This window comes from Microbacterium sp. LMI12-1-1.1, assembly GCF_040676455.1.
Taxonomy (GTDB): domain Bacteria; phylum Actinomycetota; class Actinomycetes; order Actinomycetales; family Microbacteriaceae; genus Microbacterium.
Genome location: NZ_JBEGIA010000015.1, coordinates 241681 through 259505, shown reverse-complemented (window position 1 = coordinate 259505; position 17825 = coordinate 241681). Strand labels below are relative to the sequence as shown.

15 protein-coding genes are annotated in these 17825 nt (G+C 70.0%); 6 read left to right on the top strand and 9 right to left on the bottom strand.

Annotation, left to right across the window (positions count from 1 at the left end; all coding sequences use genetic code 11):
• Nucleotides 1-28 precede the first annotated feature (28 nt).
• From MRBLMI12_RS15170 to MRBLMI12_RS15150, 5 genes are all read right to left on the bottom strand, one after another.
• On the bottom strand, nucleotides 29-352 hold the full coding sequence (locus tag MRBLMI12_RS15170; RefSeq protein WP_045297888.1) for a DUF2469 family protein: 324 nt from the start codon (nucleotides 350-352) through the stop codon (nucleotides 29-31).
• Between the two features lie 61 nt (nucleotides 353-413).
• Entirely contained in the window at nucleotides 414-1073 is a 660-nt protein-coding gene (locus MRBLMI12_RS15165; protein ID WP_363357229.1) for a ribonuclease HII, read from the bottom strand.
• Nucleotides 1070-1846: a signal peptidase I gene (gene lepB, locus MRBLMI12_RS15160; RefSeq protein ID WP_349427331.1), complete on the bottom strand. Its 777-nt coding sequence runs from the start codon at nucleotides 1844-1846 to the stop codon at nucleotides 1070-1072. The genes MRBLMI12_RS15165 and lepB overlap by 4 nt, the downstream gene beginning before the upstream one ends.
• Nucleotides 1847-1980: 134 nt before the next feature.
• The gene (gene rplS / locus MRBLMI12_RS15155) at nucleotides 1981-2328 is read right to left on the bottom strand and encodes a 50S ribosomal protein L19 (protein ID WP_179432961.1); all 348 of its coding nucleotides are present in this window, start codon (nucleotides 2326-2328) and stop codon (nucleotides 1981-1983) included.
• Nucleotides 2329-2496: 168 nt separating this feature from the next.
• The gene (locus tag MRBLMI12_RS15150; RefSeq protein WP_349427330.1) at nucleotides 2497-2991 is read right to left on the bottom strand and encodes an MFS transporter permease; all 495 of its coding nucleotides are present in this window, start codon (nucleotides 2989-2991) and stop codon (nucleotides 2497-2499) included.
• Between the two features lie 119 nt (nucleotides 2992-3110).
• On the opposite strand from MRBLMI12_RS15150, the gene map reads away from it, so the two are divergent.
• Nucleotides 3111-3893 carry a type I methionyl aminopeptidase gene (gene map, locus MRBLMI12_RS15145; protein WP_349427329.1) on the top strand — a complete coding sequence of 261 codons (783 nt, stop codon included), beginning with the start codon at nucleotides 3111-3113 and terminating at the stop codon, nucleotides 3891-3893.
• A 2-nt stretch (nucleotides 3894-3895) separates the two neighbouring features.
• On the opposite strand, the gene treZ is transcribed toward map, so the two are convergent.
• From treZ to glgX, 3 genes are read right to left on the bottom strand one after another with little or no spacing between them, the layout of a single operon-like run.
• Nucleotides 3896-5629 (bottom strand): malto-oligosyltrehalose trehalohydrolase, encoded by a 1734-nt coding sequence (treZ, locus tag MRBLMI12_RS15140; protein ID WP_363357228.1) that lies wholly within the window; start codon nucleotides 5627-5629, stop codon nucleotides 3896-3898.
• The gene (treY, locus tag MRBLMI12_RS15135) at nucleotides 5626-7971 is read right to left on the bottom strand and encodes a malto-oligosyltrehalose synthase (protein ID WP_363357227.1); all 2346 of its coding nucleotides are present in this window, start codon (nucleotides 7969-7971) and stop codon (nucleotides 5626-5628) included. Before treY ends, treZ begins: the two co-directional genes overlap by 4 nt.
• Nucleotides 7972-7987: 16 nt before the next feature.
• Nucleotides 7988-10201: a glycogen debranching protein GlgX gene (glgX, locus tag MRBLMI12_RS15130; protein ID WP_363357226.1), complete on the bottom strand. Its 2214-nt coding sequence runs from the start codon at nucleotides 10199-10201 to the stop codon at nucleotides 7988-7990.
• A gap of 311 nt (nucleotides 10202-10512) precedes the next feature.
• On the opposite strand from glgX, the gene nirB reads away from it, so the two are divergent.
• The 4 genes from nirB to MRBLMI12_RS15110 are packed head-to-tail and all read left to right on the top strand — an operon-like array spanning nucleotide 10513 to nucleotide 15375.
• Nucleotides 10513-13092: a nitrite reductase large subunit NirB gene (gene nirB / locus MRBLMI12_RS15125; protein ID WP_363357225.1), complete on the top strand. Its 2580-nt coding sequence runs from the start codon at nucleotides 10513-10515 to the stop codon at nucleotides 13090-13092.
• Complete coding sequence (gene nirD / locus MRBLMI12_RS15120; RefSeq protein WP_308867017.1) at nucleotides 13089-13487, top strand: nitrite reductase small subunit NirD; 399 nt, start codon at nucleotides 13089-13091, stop codon at nucleotides 13485-13487. Before nirB ends, nirD begins: the two co-directional genes overlap by 4 nt.
• Entirely contained in the window at nucleotides 13484-14242 is a 759-nt protein-coding gene (gene cobA / locus MRBLMI12_RS15115) for a uroporphyrinogen-III C-methyltransferase (RefSeq protein ID WP_363357224.1), read from the top strand. Before nirD ends, cobA begins: the two co-directional genes overlap by 4 nt.
• The gene (locus MRBLMI12_RS15110; RefSeq protein ID WP_363357223.1) at nucleotides 14239-15375 is read left to right on the top strand and encodes a uroporphyrinogen-III synthase; all 1137 of its coding nucleotides are present in this window, start codon (nucleotides 14239-14241) and stop codon (nucleotides 15373-15375) included. The genes cobA and MRBLMI12_RS15110 overlap by 4 nt, the downstream gene beginning before the upstream one ends.
• A gap of 6 nt (nucleotides 15376-15381) precedes the next feature.
• Here MRBLMI12_RS15110 and trmD read toward each other — a convergent pair whose 3' ends face one another.
• Nucleotides 15382-16083: a tRNA (guanosine(37)-N1)-methyltransferase TrmD gene (gene trmD / locus MRBLMI12_RS15105; RefSeq protein WP_363357222.1), complete on the bottom strand. Its 702-nt coding sequence runs from the start codon at nucleotides 16081-16083 to the stop codon at nucleotides 15382-15384.
• A gap of 183 nt (nucleotides 16084-16266) precedes the next feature.
• Between trmD and MRBLMI12_RS15100 the strand changes: the two genes are divergently transcribed.
• On the top strand, nucleotides 16267-17700 hold the full coding sequence (locus MRBLMI12_RS15100; RefSeq protein WP_363357221.1) for an MFS transporter: 1434 nt from the start codon (nucleotides 16267-16269) through the stop codon (nucleotides 17698-17700).
• Nucleotides 17701-17825 lie beyond the last annotated feature (125 nt).

Sequence of the window (17825 nt, the reverse complement as noted above, 5' to 3'; positions counted from 1 at the left end):
TCGCGGGGGCTGGGGAGGAGCCTGTGGCTCAGGTGTCGAGCGAGAGCTCTTCGGGCAGGTGGAAGTCCCGGCGCGACAGCTCTTCGACGTTGACGTCCTTGAAGGTGAGCACGCGCACCGCCTTGACGAAGCGGTCGGCTCGGTAGATGTCCCACACCCAGACGTCCGACATCGAGATCTCGAAGTAGAAGTCGTGCTCGGTGTCGCGGCGCACGACGTTGACCTCGTTCGCGAGGTAGAAGCGCCGTTCCGTCTCGATCACGTACTGGAACTGCGAGACGACATCGCGATACTCGCGGTAGAGCGCGAGTTCGAGTTCGCGGTCATAGTCTTCGAAGACCTCGTCATCCATGGTGCTCCCATCCTATGGGCGTGAACGGATGCCGCGACGCCGGTCCGCGCGTGGCGAACGCTCAGAAGAGCGTCGGCGCGTCCGCGATCGACCAGGACGCGCGATGGTGTCGGCTGATTCCGTGCATGCGGATGGCCTCGCGGTGGTCGGGGCTCGCGTAGCCCTTGTTACGCGCCCAGTTGTAGGCCGGAAGCTCGTCGTGGAGCTCGGTCATGAGACTGTCGCGCGCGACTTTGGCGATGACGGATGCCGCCGCCGCCGAAGCGCAGTCGCGATCGGCCTTGATGACCGGCTGCACCGTCAGCCCCCATGCGCCGGCGGGGCGGATGTAGTCGTAGTTGCCGTCGAGGATCACGATCGCATCCTCGGGGACGACCCCGTGAGCACGCAGGTCGGCGATCGCGCGGATGGCGGCGAGCCCGAGTGCGCGCATGATCCCGATCTCGTCGATCTCCTCCGAGCTCGCCCAGCCGACCGCGCTCGCTGCGACCCACGACGCCGCCCGTGCCGCGACGTCGGCGCGTCGGGGCTCGGGGACCAGCTTCGAGTCGCGGAGCCCCTGTGGGATCCGCTTGCGGGAGCGGGGGGCGTCGACCACCGCCGCGCCGACGGCGACCGGACCGGCCAGCGCACCGCGGCCGACCTCGTCGCACGCGATGACGAGCGCGTGCTCCCGCAGGAGCCGCCGCTCGAGCGTGAGACGAGGCTCGGCGACGGTCACTTCGCGCCGCCCTCCGGCTCCGGCGCGGGAACGCCGGCGAACACGTCGTGGTGGAAGTCGAGGAAACCGAACCGGTCGAACGGCCAGGTCACGAGGAAGGCGCGGCCGACGAGATTGTCGATCGGCACGAAGCCCTTGCCCGGCTGGTCGGTGTTGTACCGCGAGTCCTTCGAGCGGTAGCGGTTGTCGCCCAGCACCCAGAGACTGTCCTCGGGCACGACGATGTCGAAGGGGTCGCCGGATGCCGCCGACTCCCCCGCCGGCAGCTTGATGTACACGCTCTCGTTGATGGGCACGTCGTTGACCGTGATCTGACCGATCGCGTTGCAGCACACGACGTGGTCACCCGGGAGCCCGATGATGCGCTTGACGAGGTGGTCGTCGCTGTCGGGCGCGGCGAGACCCACGAGCGACAGCACCCACTCCACCCCCTCGACGATCGGCGGGCGGGCGGGCTCCGTGCTCGGCGGCAGCCAGCCGCCGGGATCCTGGAACACGACGATGTCGCCCCGCTCGTAGGCACCGAACCGCGGGGTGATCTCGTCCACGAGGATGCGGTCCTTGACGTGAAGGGTGTCCTCCATCGAACCGGAGGGGATGTAGAACGATCGGACGATGAACGTCTTCACGATGAGCGAGACGAGGACGGCGATCAGGATGATCACGATCACATCGCGCAGGAAGACGAGCCAGCCCCGACGACGCGGCTGAATGGTCGCTGCGGGCTCGGCCCCGGGGGCCGGCTCGGCGGGAGCCGACTTCTCGGTCGTCATGGAGTTCCTTCGCGGGCGCCGACGGTCGCGGCGACCCGCCTTCAAGGGTCGCACATTCCGGCCCGTCCGGAGAACGGACGAGGCCCCGGACGCAAGCGTCCGGGGCCTCGAGACAGCGCTGCAGGCAGCTGGTGTCAGTTGTCGCGCTTCTCCTTGATCTTGGCCTTCTTGCCACGGAGGTTGCGCAGGTAGTAGAGCTTCGCGCGGCGCACGTCACCACGGGTCACGACCTCGATGTGGTCGATGACCGGGGAGTGCACCGGGAAGGTGCGCTCGACGCCGACCTGGAAGCTGATCTTGCGGACCGTGAAGGTCTCGCGCACGCCGTCGCCCGAGCGGCCGATGACGACGCCCTGGAAGACCTGGATACGCGAGCGGTTGCCCTCGGTGATGTTGACGTGCACCTTCACGGTGTCGCCGGCGTTGAAGGCGGGGATGTCGGAGCGGAGTGAAGCCGCATCGACGGCGTCGAGGATCTGCATGATCGTCTCTCTCTGCGGCCGCCACAGGTCGACCGCGGGAAGTAAGGTGAAGGACTCGGTGTGCCGCAGGCCTCCGGCGTGACGCCGTTCAGCTGATTCCCCTGAGGCAGAACCGGTCAGGGCACAAACAACCATTCTGCCATGGATGCCGCACCCGGCCAAAACGCGTCAGCTCGCGGGCGGCGTCTGCTTCTCGGAGATGATGATGACGTCGCGCTCGGCGACGTACCCTTCGTCGGCCGGCGCCGGAATGTAGGCGACGCCGTCGGCTGTGCGCAGGACGAATCGCGACGGCCGGGCCTCGCTCCACAGCTGCCACAGCTCGAGCCAGAACAACCCGACACCGGCCAGGATCGTCACGACCATCACCGGAGCCCACCAGGCCTCGGCGAAGAAGCCGAGCGAGATCACGAGCCCGTGCCAGACGGTGAACCCGAGGACGTCCCACCACGAGACGGCACGATGGGCGCGGACCGTACCGCGCGCCCGCACCAGGAGCGTGAGGATCAGCTGCCAGACGAACACGCCGGGGATCGCGAGGAACAGCACCCAGAGGAACGCCCAGCCGCCCGCATTGAAGACGGCCCACCCGACGAAGAGCCACAGCGGCAGCAGGAAGGCCGCCGGAATGAGCCAGCCGAAGAACACGCGACGCAGCCACATGCCTCTGATGGTACGCCGACGATGCGGGTGACGGCGCGGTTCCGCGTGCCACGGGGCATCCTCCCAGCCCGGTGGTGCCGAGTCCGACAGAATGGAGGAGGACTGAGAGGAAGCTCCACATGATCGAGTTGCGCACCCCTGCCGAGATCGAGGCGATGAAGCCCGCCGGGCGATTCGTCGCCGAGACGCTCGCGACGCTGCGCGACGAGACCAAGGTGGGCACGAACCTCCTGGCGATCGACCGCCGAGCCCACGAGCTGATCCGCCGGGCCGGCGCCGAGTCGTGCTACATCGACTACCACCCGTCGTTCGGCGCCCGCCCCTTCGGCAAGGTCATCTGCACCTCGGTCAACGACGCGGTGCTGCACGGACTGCCCTTCGACTACACACTGCGCGACGGGGATCTGGTGTCGCTCGACTTCGCCGTGTCGATCGACGGCTGGGTGGCCGATTCCGCCGTCTCGTTCGTCGTGGGCACACCGCGTGACGAGGATCTCGCGCTGATCGACACGACGGAGCGGGCGCTGGATGCCGCAATCGCGGCGGCGACGGTGGGCAACCGCATCGGCGACATCTCCGCGGCCATCGCCGCCGTCGCCCACGGCGACGGCTACTCCATCAACACGGACTTCGGCGGGCACGGCGTGGGTCGTGAGATGCATGGCGACCCGCACGTCGCCAACGACGGCAAGGCCGGGCGCGGCTACCCGCTGCGGGCCGGGCTCGTGCTCGCCCTCGAGCCGTGGTTCCTGCAGACGACCGACGAGCTCATCACCGACCCGGACGGGTGGACGCTGCGCTCGGCCGACGGGTCGCGGGGCGCCCACTCCGAGCACACCGTCGCGATCACCGAGGACGGCCCGATCGTGCTCTCGGACCGTTCGTGGCTCGGCGTCCGCTGACCTCAATCCGTCCCGGTCGCGACGACCAGCGCTGAGCGCGGCGGCAGCGCGAGCGTCTTCTCCGCGGCCGACGCTGCCGGATCGGTCGACAGCAGTATCCGCCGCGCGCCGCTCACCGGCAGGCGCAGGAGCTCGGTCGAGAAGTTCACGACGATCTCTGTGCTGCCGCGCTCGAGCCGGAACCAGCGCGCGCCGTCGTCGGCCGTGGCCGCGATGTGGCGGAAGTCGGGGTCGGTGAGTTCAGGGCGCGCCCGTCGCAGCGCGAGGAGCTCCCGGTACAGAGCAAGCACACGCGCGTGGGTGCCGGCATCCTTCTCCTCCCAGCGCAGGGCGGAGCGCCGGAAGGTCTCGGGATCCTGCGGATCCGGAACGAGGGACTCGTCCCATCCCATGCGGGCGAACTCCGCTTTGCGGCCGCGGGCGGTGGCCGCGCCCAGCTCGGGTTCGGGGTGCGAAGTGAAGAACTGCCAGGGCGTGGAGGCCGCCCATTCCTCGCCCATGAACAGCATCGGCGTGAACGGTGCGAGCACCGTGAGGACCGCGGCGATCGCGAGACCGCCTTCGTCGAGCGTCTGGGCGAGGCGGTCGCCGGCCGCCCGGTTGCCGATCTGATCGTGGTCCTGCGAGAACGTCACCAGCCGCCAGGCGGGGATGCGCGCGTCGATGGGGTGACCGTGCGCGCGACCGCGGAAGGACGACCACGTGCCGTCGTGGAAGAAGCCCCGCGTGGCTGCTTTCGCCAGCGCCTCCAGGGAGGCGAAGTCCGCGTAGTAGCCGGTGGTCTCTCCTGTCAGGGCGACATGCAGCGCGTGGTGGTAGTCGTCGTTCCACTGCGCCGTGAGCCCGTATCCGCCGGCCTCGCGCGCCGAGATCAGCCGGGCGTCGTTCAGGTCGGACTCCGCGATCAGCGTGAGCGGCCGACCGAGGTGAGCGCTGAGCGCGTCGACCGATTCCGCGAGCTCCTGCAGGATGTGGACGGGGCCGTCGTCCTTCAGGGCGTGCACGGCGTCGAGCCGCAGGCCGTCGACGTGGTGGTCGCGCAGCCACATCAGCGCGTTCTCGACGATGTAGCGACGGACCTCGGCTTCGTCGAGGTCGACGGAGGACCCCCAGGTGTTCGACTCCGCGTCGCGCAGGTACGGTCCGAACTCGGGCAGATAGTTGCCGCTCGGGCCGAGGTGGTTATATACGACGTCCTGGATCACGCCGAGCCCGGCCGCATGGCACGCGTCGACGAAGCGCTGATAAGCGGCCGGACCTCCGTACGGCTCGTGCACCGCGTACCAGAGCACGCCGTCGTAGCCCCAGTTGTGCACGCCGTTGAAGCCGTTGACCGGCAGCAGCTCGACGAAGTCGATGCCGAGCTCGACGAGGTGCCCGAGCCGCCGGGCGGCGGCATCCAATGTCCCCTCGGGCGTGAAGGTGCCGATGTGCAGCTCGTAGACCACTCCCCCGGCGAGCTGCCGCCCGGTCCACGAGCCGTCGTTCCATTCGTGGATGCCGGGCTCGAAGACGGCGCTCAGCTCGTGCACGCCGCGAGGCTGGCGCCGTGATCGCGGATCGGGCCGTGCCACCGTCGCGTCGTCCAGGACGAAGCCGTACTCGTCGCCGTGCTCCAGCTCGACGCCGGCGCGCCACCAGCCCTCGCCGACGTGAGTCATCGGCGTGTCGGCACCCCGCCCGGGCGCGCGGAGCGCCACCGTCGTCGCCCGCGGAGCCCAGACGTCGGGCATCATGACGGCTCCGCCGTGATCAGCAGCGCGACGGGATAGACGTCGAGCAGTTCCGCCAACGCGATGTGGCCGGTGAACGACCGCCCGGTGAGCACGTCGGTGGTGGGTCCGGCGTGCCGCAGCAGGACCGTGTCGCCCCACGTGGATCCGGTCGCCTCACCGCGGCGCGCCAGTCCGACCGGGCGGCGCGTCGCCACCGCCACCGCGCCGCCGCGGTCGGCCGCGATCGCGTGCTCGGCGGCGGAGCCGACCACCGTCATCGGCGTGTAGCGCGTGAACAGGTCGGGGCGGTCGCGACGCAGCCGCAGGGCGCGAGAGGTGACGAGCAGCTTCGCCGCTCCGCTCCGATCGACGATCGGCTGCTCACCCGCGTCGATGCGCGACAGCAGCCGGCGGCGTTCGTCGAAGTCGACGGCCCTGCGGTTGTCGGGGTCGACGAGGCTCTGCTCCCACAGCTCGCTGCCCTGATAGACGTCGGGGACACCCGGACCGGTGAGCTGCAGCAGCTTCGCCGACAGCGCGTTCGACCAGCCGGCGCCCTCGATCTCGGAGACGAAGGACTCCAGGCGCGCCGCCACCGCGGGGTCGTCGAATGCCGCATCGACCGCCGCGTGGAGGCGGCGCTCGAACCCCGCGTCCGGCTCCAGCCACGAGGTGGCCTCGCCGGCCTCGCGCGCCGCCTTCTCGGCATACGCGTGCAGGCGCTCACGGGATGCCGGCCAGGCACCCACGATGGCCTGCCACAGCAGCGCGTCGAAGGGTCCGTGGCCGGTGGAGGCGGCATCCGCCAGTCCCTCCAGCACCTCGCCCCACCGCTCGGGGATCTCGGAGAGCACGGCGAGCCGCGCGCGCACGTCTTCGCCCCGCTTGGTGTCGTGCGTCGAGAGGGTCGTCATCGAGTGCGGCCAGGCGGCGTGCCGAGCCGCCTGGGCGGCGTGGAACTCATCGACCGACAGCGCGAACACGGAGGGATCCGCGCCGACCTCGGTGAGCGTCCCGAGACGCGTCGCGCGGTAGAACGCCGTGTCCTCCACCCCCTTCGCCATCACCATGCCGCTGGTCTGCTGGAAGCGCAGCGCGGCGGGATGCCGGGGGTCGGCGAGCGCCGGGAGCACGGCGTCGAGCGTCGCAGCCAGGTCGGCGCGGTGCGCGCGGGCGGCGGCGGCCGCCGCGTCCAGGTGCTCGCGGCCCGCCGGCAGATACGACCGGTACACCGGGAAGCGTGCGAGGAGCTCGACGAGCGCGTCCTCGGTCGCGGCGTCGTCGGGCGCTCCGAGGTCACGGGCGAGCCGACGCACCTCGGAGCGCAGGATCCCCTCGCCGATCCCCCGCTTCGTGGCCGCGATCACCTCGGGCCACGGCTGCGCGGCGGGCAGGCGCGAATGCTCGCGCAGCCGTGCGTCGAGGGCGTCCAGGTGCGCTTCGCCGCGGGGATCCACGAGCACGCGGTCGATGGCCGCGAGCGCCTCGTAGCCCGTCGTGCCGTCGGCGGCGAAGAACTGCGGCAATGTCTCGCCGTGCTCGAGGATCTTCTCCACGAGGACGTAGGCGCCGCCGGTGAGCGCGTCGAGGTGCTCCAGGTACTCCACCGGGGCACGCAGACCATCGGGATGATCCACCCGCAGGCCGTCGACCAGGCCGTCGGCGAACCAGCTGCCGATCTCGCCGTGGCTCGCCTCGAACACCTCCGGGTCCTCGACACGGATCGCTGCGAGGCTCGAGACGCCGAAGAACCGGCGGTAGTTGAGGTCGAACGCTTCTCGGCGCCACGACATGAGCTCGTAGTGCTGCCGCGCGTGCACGGCCAGCACGTCCTCAGGGTCGGATCGCGTGCTGCCCGGCGCGAGCGGGAACCGGTGGTCGTAGTAGCGGAGCTCGCCGTCCTCGACGCGGAGCGTGCCGGCTGCCGCAGCCTGCGCGGCGTCTTCGCCGAGGACCGGCAGCCGCACCTTTCCGCCGCCGAAGTCCCAGTCGATGTCGAAGGCCGTAGCCCAGCGCGACCGGCGACCGTGTGTCAGCAGATCCCACCACCACGGGTTCTCATCGGGGCGCGCGACGCCGACGTGGTTCGGGACGATGTCGACCAGGATGCCCCGGCCGGCCCCGTGGAAGGCGTGCGCCGCGCGCTCGAGCGCCGCCCTGCCGCCTCGAGACGGATCGACAGACGTCGGATCGACGACGTCGTAGCCGTGGTCGGATCCCTGGGAAGCGGTGAGGAGGGGCGAGAAGTACACCCAGTCGACGCCGAGATCGCTCAGGTACTCGCGGAGCGCGACGGCGTCATCGAGTGTGAACGACGGACGGATCTGCAGACGATACGTGGACGCGGGTCGCGACGTCGGCATGGCTCTTCGGATCCTCTCAGTGGCGGAGCTCTGCGCGCGGGGCGGCTGAGCGCACCTCGTCGGGTCCGACCGGATTCGCGGCCGCGAGCGACGCCGCCACGGAGTGGTCGACCTCGGGCTCGGGCAGCTCGTGCTCTCGCAGCACCATCAGCGACCGGGCGGGAACCGCCAGGGTCGACCCGGGCTCGATCGGCTCGGTGTTGGCGTGAACCCCCGCGGTGTCGACGATCACGTCCCACTCCGGGCTGAACTCGACGGCCGGGATCAGGAAGTCGACGGAGTCGTCTCCGGCATTGAACAGCACGATGAAGTGGCGGTCCGAGATCGCTTCGCCCCGGCGGTCGCGCTCACGGATGCCGCCGCCGTTGAGGAACACCGCGACAGCACGACCGAACCCCGAGCCCCAGTCCTCGGGCTGCATCTGCGAACCGTCAGGACGTGCCCACACGATGTCGGGGATCGGCGCCCCCTCTTCGCGGCGCACCGGGCGCCCATCGAAGAAGCGACGGCGACGGAACGTCGGGTGCTCGCGGCGCAGCCGCGCCAGAGCCGCCGTGAACTCGAGGAGCGGCTGGTCGGGCGCGGACCAGTCCACCCATGTGATCTCGTTGTCCTGCGCGTAACCGTTGTTGTTCCCGCCCTGAGTGCGGCCGAGCTCGTCCCCATGCAGCAGCATCGGCACGCCCTGCGACAGCATCAGCGTGGCGATGAAGTTCCGCTGCTGGCGGGCGCGCAGCGCCAGCACGTCCGGATCGTCCGTCGGCCCTTCGACGCCGCAGTTCCACGAGCGGTTGTCGTCGGCGCCGTCGCGGTTGTCCTCCCCGTTTGCCTCGTTGTGCTTCTCGTTGTACGAGACGAGGTCACGCAGGGTGAAGCCGTCATGCGCGGTGACGAAGTTGATGGATGCCACCGGCCGGCGCCCCGAGTGCTCGTAGAGGTCCGACGAGCCGGTGAGTCGCGACGCGAACTCGCCGAGGGTCGCGGGCTCGCCCCGCCAGAAGTCGCGCACCGTGTCGCGGTACTTGCCGTTCCACTCCGTCCACTGCGGCGGGAAGTTGCCGACCTGATAGCCGCCGGGGCCGACGTCCCACGGCTCGGCGATGAGCTTCACCTGCGACACCACGGGATCCTGCTGGACCAGCTCGAAGAAGGTCGACAGGCGGTCGACCTCGTAGAACTCGCGCGCGAGCGTGGAGGCGAGATCGAAGCGGAAGCCGTCGACGTGCATCTCGAGCACCCAGTACCGCAGCGAGTCCATGATGAGCTGCAGCGTGTGCGGGTTGCCGGCGTTGAGGCTGTTCCCGGTCCCCGTGTAGTCGGTGTAGTAGCGCTTGTCGTCGTCTTCGAGACGGTAGTACGCCTCGTTGTCGATGCCGCGCATCGACAACGTCGGGCCGAGGTGGTTCCCCTCAGCGGTGTGGTTGTACACGACGTCGAGGATCACCTCGATCCCCGCGGCGTGCAGGGCCTTGACCATGGCCTTGAACTCCTGCACCTGCTGGCCGCGCTGGCCGCTCGAGGAGTAGGTGTTCTGCGGAGCGAAGAACGCGATGGTGTTGTAGCCCCAGTAATTCGAGAGGCCCTTCTCCTCGAGGCCCGAGTCGTTGACGAACTGGTGGACCGGCATGAGCTCGATGGCCGTCACGCCGAGCTTCTCGAGGTGCTCGATGATCGCGGGGTGCGCGATCGCGCTGTAGGTGCCGCGGATCTCCTCGGGAATCGCCGGGTGCAGCTTCGTGAGCCCTCGCACGTGGGCCTCGTAGATGAACGACTCCGCGTACGGCGTCTTGGGCTGCCGGTCGCCGCTCCAGTCGAAGTACGGGTTCACGACGACGCCCATCATCTGGTGGGACGCGGAGTCCTCGTCGTTGCGCGAGTCGGGCTCTCCGAAGTCGTAGCCGAACACGGCCTGACCCCAGCGCACCTGACCCTCCACCGCCTTGGCGTAGGGGTCGAGCACCAGCTTGTTCGCGTTGAACCGCTTGCCCGTGGCCGGGTCGTATTCGCCGTGCACGCGATAGCCGTAGCGCTGTCCCGGCTGGATGGAAGGCAGATACCCGTGATGGACGAAGGCGTCGACGTCGACGAGGTCGACGCGGGTCTCGGTGCCGTCATCGTCGAAGAGGCAGAGCTCGACGCGATCGGCGCCTTCGCTGAAGAGCGCGAAGTTGGTTCCGCTGCCATCGAACGTCGCCCCCAGCGGGTACGGGGAACCGGGCCAGATCTGCATGCGACCTCCATTTCGGCGGGGCCTTCACCCTAGCGGGCGCGGGGGAACGGAGGTTCGGGGTGGCGCCCAGTGTCGGCGGCCGGTATGCGTGCGGCGGGCCTGCCGTTCTCACACCTCTGCCGCCCGGGCTGTGAGAGAAACGTTCGCTCGGGGTAACGGTGGGCGGTCGGGGGGTGAAACACCGCCCTCGTAACGTCTGGATCACCGAGATCTTCGCCCCACGAGGAGGAGCCATGGCCCACCGGGATCGTGTCGACAGCTGGAAACATGACGCTGACGCTGCTGCAACATCAGCCGCGTACGGTGACGACATGAACGACACCCCTGCCCTCGGCACCCATGTGGTGGTCGTCGGTGCGGGCATGGTCGCGCACCGATTCGTCGAGAGCCTGCTGAGCCGGGCCGGCGAGCAGTGGCACATCACGCTGATCGGCGAGGAGCAGCGTCACCCGTACGACCGGGTGGGGCTGACAGGGTTCTTCGCCGGGGCGTCCGCCGAGGATCTCGAGCTCGAGCGCACCGTCCTCGAGGACAGCCGGGTGCGCTTTCTCCGCGGGGACGCCGTGACCCGCATCGATCGCTCGGCGCGCCGCGTGACCACGCGCAGCGGCACGAGTGTCGCCTACGACCGGCTCGTGCTCGCGACCGGCTCCTACGCCGCACGGCTCGCTGTCGACGGCTTCGGGCTGGAGGGCTGCTTCGTCTACCGCACGCTCGACGACGTCGAGAAGCTCGAGGAGTTCGTGCAGCGACGCTCGGCCGAACTTGGGCGACCGCTCGCAGGCACGGTGATCGGCGGCGGGCTGCTCGGGCTCGAGGCGGCCGGTGCACTGCAGGGTCTCGACGTCGCCTGCACCGTGGTGCAGTCCTCCGACCGTCTGATGTCCGCCCAGCTGGATCTGCCCGGCGGCAATGCGCTCCGTCGACTCATCGAGTCGCGCGGCATCGCCGTCAAGACCGAGACGGTGACGACCCGATTGGACCCTGACCGGTCGGGTCAGGTGACCGGCCTCGAGTTCCGCGACGGCTCCTATGCACGCACCGACGTCGTGGTGTTCACGGTCGGGGTGCGGCCGCGCGACGAACTGGCCCGCAGTGCCGGTCTCGACGTGCACGAGCGCGGCGGCGTGCTGATCGACGACGGGTGCCAGACCTCCGACCCGCGGGTCCTCGCGATCGGCGAGGTCGCCAACTACGACGGCATGTGCGTGGGACTGGTCGCACCCGGCTACGCGATGGCGGAGGTCGCCGCGACCCGTCTGCTCGGCGGCGAGGCGTCCTTCCCCGGCTACGACCTGTCGACGAAGCTCAAGCTGTCGGGCGTCGATGTGGCGAGCTTCGGCGACGCCTTCGCCGAGACTCCCGGCGCCCTCGATGTGACGTACGCCGACCCGGTGGCGGGCGTCTACAAGAAGCTCGTGCTCTCGGACGACGCCAAGACCCTGCTCGGCGGCATCCTCGTCGGCGACGCCTCGGCCTACGGTTCGCTGCGGCCCCTCGTCGGGGGTGCGCTCGGCGGCGACCCGGCTGCCTACCTCATGCCCGAGGGCGGCGTCGCGGCTCCCACCGGGGATCTTCCCGACGACGCGCTCGTGTGCTCGTGCAACAGCGTGACCGCCGGCCGGATCCGCAATGCTGTCCACGAGGAGGGCTGCACCGACGTCGCCGGGATCAAGGCGTGCACGAAGGCGGGAGCCGCCTGCGGCTCCTGCGTGATGATGGTCAAGAAGATCGTCGGCACGGAGCTCGCGAAGTCCGGTGCGGCGCTGAGCAACGCCATCTGCGAGCACTTCGACATGTCGCGCCGCCAGCTGTTCGACGCCGTCCGCGTGTCGGGCCTGACCACCTTCAGCGCCGTGATCGAGCGCTTCGGCACCGGCCGCGGATGCGACATCTGCAAGCCCGCGCTGGCGAGCATCCTCTCCACGCTGGTGCGCGGACACGTCCTCGAGGGCGAGAACGCGACGCTGCAGGACACCAACGATCACGTGATGGCCAACCTGCAGAAGGATGGCAGCTACTCGGTCGTCCCCCGCATCCCGGGTGGGGAGATCACGCCCGAGGGACTCGTCGTGATCGGCCAGGTCGCTCAGGACTTCGGGCTGTACACCAAGATCACCGGCGGACAGCGCATCGACATGTTCGGCGCGCGTCTCGAGCAGCTGCCCGACATCTGGCAGCGCCTCGTCGAGGCGGGGTTCGAATCCGGCCACGCCTACGGAAAGTCGCTGCGCACGGTGAAGTCGTGCGTCGGATCCACATGGTGCCGGTACGGCGTGCAGGATTCCGTCGGCATGGCCGTGCAGCTGGAGCTGCGCTACCGCGGCCTGCGCTCGCCGCACAAGATCAAGCTCGGCGTCTCGGGCTGCGCCCGCGAGTGCGCCGAGGCGCGCGGCAAGGACGTCGGCGTCATCGCGACCGAGGCGGGCTGGAACATGTACGTCGGCGGAAACGGCGGCTTCACGCCGCGGCACGCGGTGCTGCTGGCCGAGGGGCTCAGCGACGAAGAGCTTCTCACCGCGATCGACCGCTTCCTGATGTACTACATCTTCACCGCCGACCGGCTGCAGCGGACGGCGCCGTGGTTCGAGGATCTGGACGGCGGCATCGAGGAGCTCCGCGCTGTGATCTTCGACGACAGCCTGGGCATCTGCGCCGACCTCGACACCGCCATGGCCGCGCACGTGGACTCCTACGAGGACGAGTGGAAGGCCACGCTCGACGATCCCGAGAAGCTGCGTCGGTTCGCCTCCTTCGTGAACGCGCCGACCACTCCCGACCCCTCGCTCGCCTACACCGCCGAGCGCGGACAGCCCCGACCCGCGACCGAGGACGAGCGCACCGACTCGCGCGTGCTCATCGCCGGAACGACACTGGAGGTGCGCCGATGACGCTCGTCGACCCGCAGACGGCCGAGTACACCGCTCCCGACGGCTGGGTGCGGGTGTGCGCCCTCGACGATCTCGAGGTGGAGCGCGGCCGGGCCGCCCTCCTGGGCGGCACCCAGATCGCCCTCTTCCTCCTCCACGGACCGGACGGGTCGGGCGGCCGCGTGCACGCGGTGTCGAACCTGGACCCGTACAGTCACGCCCACGTCATCTCGCGCGGCATCGTCGGGACACGGCAGGACGTCCCCACGGTCGCGTCCCCCATGTACAAGCAGGTCTTCGATCTGCGGACGGGCGCGTGCCTCGACACCCAGGGCAAGGAGCCCAAGAGCCTGCACGTCTGGCCCGTCGCGGTGGACGACGGACACGTGCTGGTCCGCTGGGAGGGAGAGCGATGACCGCGGTCGGGCGCGTCGACCTCATCGGCGGCGGTCCCGGTCCGATCGACCTGCTCACTCTGCGGGCGTGGCGTCTGCTGCAGCGCGCGGACGTCGTCGTGATGGACCGGCTCGGTCCGACCGACATCCGCGATCATGTCGGGCCGGGCGTCGAGGTCATCGATGTCGGCAAGCACCCCGGTCACCACCCGGTGCCGCAGGAGGAGATCAACGACCTCCTGGTGGCTCGCGCGCGGGCCGGCAAGCGCGTGGTGCGGCTCAAGGGCGGCGATCCGTTCGTCTTCGGCCGCGGCGGCGAAGAGGTCGCCGCCTGCCTGGCGGCCGGCATCCCCTTCGACGTGGTGCCCGGAATCTCGAGCGCCATCGCGGTGCCGCAGGCCGCCGGCATCCCGGTCACGCATCGCGGTGTCGCAGGCGCCGTCCACATCGTCAACGGCCCGTCCGAGGTCACCGACGCGACGCTCGCCGCGCTCCGCGACGACAGCGTGACCACCGTGATCCTGATGGGCGTCGGCGCGCTGCCCCGCATCGTCTCGGACGCGCTGCACGCCGGCGTGCCGGCCGACCGCCCGGTGGCGATCGTCGAGCGCGGGCACCACCGCGATCAGCGGACGACGCGCAGTACGCTGGGTTCGGTGGTGTTGGATGCCGGACGTGCCGGTGTGCGAAACCCCGCCGTCATCGTCGTGGGCGACGTCGCCCGTGCCGGGCTGCTGCAGCCCGAACACCAGCTGGCAGGTGACACCGTCCGTTGAGCTCCACCACCCGCCCCACCCTGTCGGCCGCGCTCGACGGCTGCACGATCGTCATCGCCGTCGACCGTCGTTCGTCGGAGCTCGCCGCTGCCCTCGAACGCCACGGCGCGCAGGTCCGCCACGCGCCGGCGCTCACGATCGTGCCGCACATCGACGACGACGCCCTCATCGCAGCCACGCGCGAGCTGATCGCACGTCAGCCCGACGTGGTGGTCGCGACGACCGGCGTCGGCTTTCGTGGCTGGATGGAGGCGGCCGACGAAGCGGGGCTCCTCGACGACCTCCACGCGGCGCTCACTCGCGCGCAGATCGTCGCCCGCGGCCCCAAGGCCCGTGGTGCGATCCAGCAGGCGGGTCTGACCGCCGACTGGGTCGCGGAGTCCGAGACGTCGGTCGAGCTCGGCGAGTTCCTCCTCGCCGAGGGCGTCGCCGGCAGACGCGTCGCCGTGCAGCACCACGGCTCCGGCGCCGACGGCCTCGACGAGCTGTTCACGCGTGCCGGCGCCGACGTCGTGAGCCTCACCGTGTACCGCTGGGGCCCGCCTCCGGATCCCGCGGCCGTCTCCCGCTCTGTCGTCGCAGCCGCGGCGGGCGAGGTCGACGCCGTGCTGTTCACCTCCGCGCCCGGTGCTGCCGAGTGGATCACCGCGGCCCGCCACGAAGGCGTGCTCGAGGCTATCGTCGAGCGCGAGGCCGAGCGGCGCGTACTCATGGCCGCCGTCGGGCCGATCACGGCAGGTCCGCTGCAGGATGCGGGACTTCACCCGCTCATCGCCGAGCGCGGCCGCCTCGGCTCCCTCGTACGCGCCGTCGTGACGCACTTCGGCGGCGGCGGAGCGGCATCCCTCCCGACATCCGCCGGCCGGCTCGAGCTGCGCAGCGGCGGGATCGTGCTGGACGGCCGGCACATCGCTCTGTCACGGAGCGCCACCGACATCGTGGCGGCCCTGTTCGATGCGCATGGCGGCGTGGTCTCACGTCCGCGCCTGCAGGCTGCCCTCCCCCGGTCCGGAGAGAACACCCACGCGGTGGAGATGGCCGTCGCACGCCTGCGCGAGGCCCTCGGCGTCCCCGACCTCGTGAAGACGGTCGTCAAGCGCGGCTACCGGCTCAACGTGATCGAACCCGCCTGAGCCGTGTCAGGGCGCCGACTCGGGTTCGGGCTCCCGCAGCAGATCGGGGCGGTGCGCCCGGGTGCGTTCGAGGCTCTGCTCCCGCCGCCACGCGGCGATCGCCCCGTGGTTGCCGCTGAGCAGCACCGGAGGAACCTCCAGGCCCCGCCATTCGGCGGGCTTGGTGTAGCTCGGATACTCGAGCAGACCCAGCTCGTGCGACTCCTCCACGAGGCTCTCGGGGTTTCCGACGACGCCGGGGATGAGGCGCGACACCGCCTCGATGACCGCCATCGCGGCCACCTCGCCACCGTTGAGCACGTAATCCCCGAGGCTGACGAGCCGCACACGCCCGCGCGCGGCGTAGTGATCCACGACCCGCTGGTCGATCCCCTCGTAGCGTCCGCACGCGAACACGAGGTGCTTCTCCTCCGCCAGCTCTCGCGCCATGGGCTGCGAGAACAGCTCGCCGGCGGGCGAGGGCACCAGAAGCACGGCATCCTCGCTCAGCAGCTCGTCGAGCGCCTCGCCCCACGGCTCCGGCTTCATCACCATGCCCGCGCCGCCGCCGTACGGGGTGTCGTCGACGGTGCGGTGGCGGTCGTGCGTCCAGTCACGCAGGTCGTGGACGTGCATGTCCAGGATGCCGCGGTCACGGGCCTTGCCGATCAGCGAGACCCCGAGCACATCGAAGAACGTCGGGAAGATCGTGACGATGTCGACGCGCATGCCTCCGAGTCTAGGAGGCCCCCGTGTTTCCGATGTGTGACGGCGCACCCACCTCGGCATGGCGACGGCGGTGACGCAGAAGTGATCGAGAAGTAACCGCGCGGGCTGACGGGCGGAAACACCGCGTTCCTAACGTGGAGACACACTCACCCCCACGTGTTTGCTCACCCTCAGGGAGGCGCCATGACCACGACCGATTCGCCGTCGTTGACGGATACCGCATCACCGCCCAGCATCACCTCGCCGGCCGATGCGCCGGTCGCCCTCACTCATCGCCCCGGGCGCTGGATCGACGGGTGGAACGCCGAGAACGCGACGTTCTGGCTCGGAGAGGGTCGCGCCATCGCGCGGCGCAACCTCGGCTGGTCGATCTTCGCCGAGTTCCTCGGGTTCATCATCTGGCAGCTGTGGAGCATCGTCGTCGTGATGCTGCCGGCGGCGGGCTTCCAGCTCACGAGCTCTGAGTCGTTCTGGCTCATCTCGCTGCCGAGCCTCGTCGGCGCGACCCTGCGCTTCCCCTACACGTTCATGGTGGCGATCTTCGGCGGCCGCAACTGGACGATCGTGTCGGCCGGCCTCCTGCTGATCCCGGCGGTACTGCTCGGCATCGTGGTCGGCAATCCCGACACGCCTTTCGGCGTGCTGCTGCTCGTGGCGGCGCTCGGCGGCGTCGGTGGCGGCAACTTCGCGAGCTCGATGGCGAACATCACCTACTTCTTCCCCCAGAAGGAGAAGGGCTGGGCGCTCGGTCTCAACGCCGCAGGCGGAAACCTCGGCACGTCGGTCGCGCAGTTCGCGGTCCCGATCGCGGTGACCATCGGCGCCGGTGCGACGCTCAACATCTCGCTCGCCGGATGGATGTGGATCCCGCTCATCCTGCTGGCGATGTTCGGCGCGTGGCGCTACATGGACAACCTGTCGTCCGCGAAGGCCGACTTCGGCGGCTCCGCCGCGGCCCTGCGCGAACCGCACCTCTGGATCATGTCCGTGCTCTACATCGGCACGTTCGGCTCGTTCATCGGCTTCGCGAGCGTGTTCCCCAAGCTCATCGCCGACCAGTTCCCGGAGTTCTCGACCATCCAGGTCGGGCAGGCCGCCGTCTCGCTGGCGTTCCTCGGCGCGCTCGTCGGCTCGCTCGCCCGCCCGTACGGTGGCCGGCTCGCCGACCGCTTCGGCGGCGCACGGGTCACGGTGGGCGCCTTCGCGGTGATGGCGCTGGGGGCACTCGCGCTCATGTGGACACTGCCGCTGCGCAACTTCGCGGTGTTCCTCGCGTGCTTCCTGGTGCTCTTCGCCGCTACCGGCATGGGCAACGGCTCCACCTACCGGATGATCCCCAGCATCTTCGCCGGCCGGGCTATCGCCAAGGGCTTCGCGCCGGGCACACCCGACGCCGCCAAGATGCAGCGCAAGTCGGCCGCGGCGCTCGGCCTGATCTCGGCGATCGGCGCGTACGGCGGCTTCCTGGTGCCGCAGGTGCTGAACGCGTCGCAGCTGGCGACGGGCGGCTACGCGGCGGCCTTCGTGGGCTTCGTAGCCGCCTACGTGGGGCTGCTCCTGCTCACGCTGTTCGTCTATGTCATCCCGCGGCCGTCGCTGGCGAAGCAGCGCATCTGACTCAGAGTCCTGACAGAACGGGATGCCTCACCCCGAGGCATCCCGTTCTTCATGCGTCCTCGCGGGATCCGCGAAGCGGGAGTTCTCCTTCGGTCCGGAATCGCGAAAGGGTGGATCTCCGCACG